This is a genomic window from Pseudomonas sp. PDM22 (genome assembly GCF_014851965.1).
GTDB lineage: Bacteria > Pseudomonadota > Gammaproteobacteria > Pseudomonadales > Pseudomonadaceae > Pseudomonas.
Map to the genome: position 1 here is coordinate 1 of NZ_JACVAR010000023.1, position 792 is coordinate 792.

Annotated in this window: 1 protein-coding gene; it reads right to left on the bottom strand. The window is 65.5% G+C overall.

The window, feature by feature from the left end; translation table 11 throughout:
- Positions 1 to 792: Ig-like domain-containing protein (locus tag IB255_RS30460; RefSeq protein WP_192211280.1), on the bottom strand; the 792-nt coding region annotated here is incomplete at both ends.

Genomic DNA, 792 nt, shown 5'->3' on the forward strand with positions numbered 1-792 from the left:
TGGTCAGGGTCGCTACCGGCGCGACCAGGTCGACGCTGTAGCCGTGATCGGCTACGACGCTGGCGCTGTTGCCGGCCTTGTCGTGGGCCACCAGGGTGGCGTGGATGCTGGTTTCCGCCGCGAGGTCGCTGCCTTCCACCTTCACACTCCAGGTACCGTCAGCCGCGACTTTCGCGCTGTAGTCGGTGCCGTTGAGCTTGAAGCTCACCACGTCGCCCGCCTGGAACTCGCCACCGGCCTTGCCGCTGACGGTCTGCTGGACCTTCGACTCCTCGAGGTTGACGATGTCGTCACCTGCCACCACGTTGATGGTCAGGGTCGCTACCGGCGCTACCGTATCGACAGAGTAGGCATGGTCGGCCACCACATCGCTGACGTTGCCAGCGCTGTCGTGGGCTACCAGGGTGGCGTGGATGTTGGTTTCCGCCGCGAGATCCGCGCCGGCCACCTTCACGCTCCAGGTACCGTCAGCCGCTACCTTGGCGCTGTAGTCGGTGCCGTTGAGCTTGAAGCTCACCACGTCGCCTTCGCTGAACGCACCGGCGGCCTTGCCGCTGATGGTCTGCTGGACCTTGGACTCGGCCAGGTTGACGATGTCGTCGCCGGCGACCACGTCGATGGCGAGCGAGACGGAGCCCGGCTCGACATTCACGACATAGCCATGATCCGCCACCACGCTGGCGCTGTTGCCTGCCGCGTCGTGGGCCACCAGGGTGGCATGGATGTTGGTTTCCTTCGCCAGGTCGCTGCCTTCTACCTTCACGCTCCAGTTGCCCGAGCCGTCGACGGTGG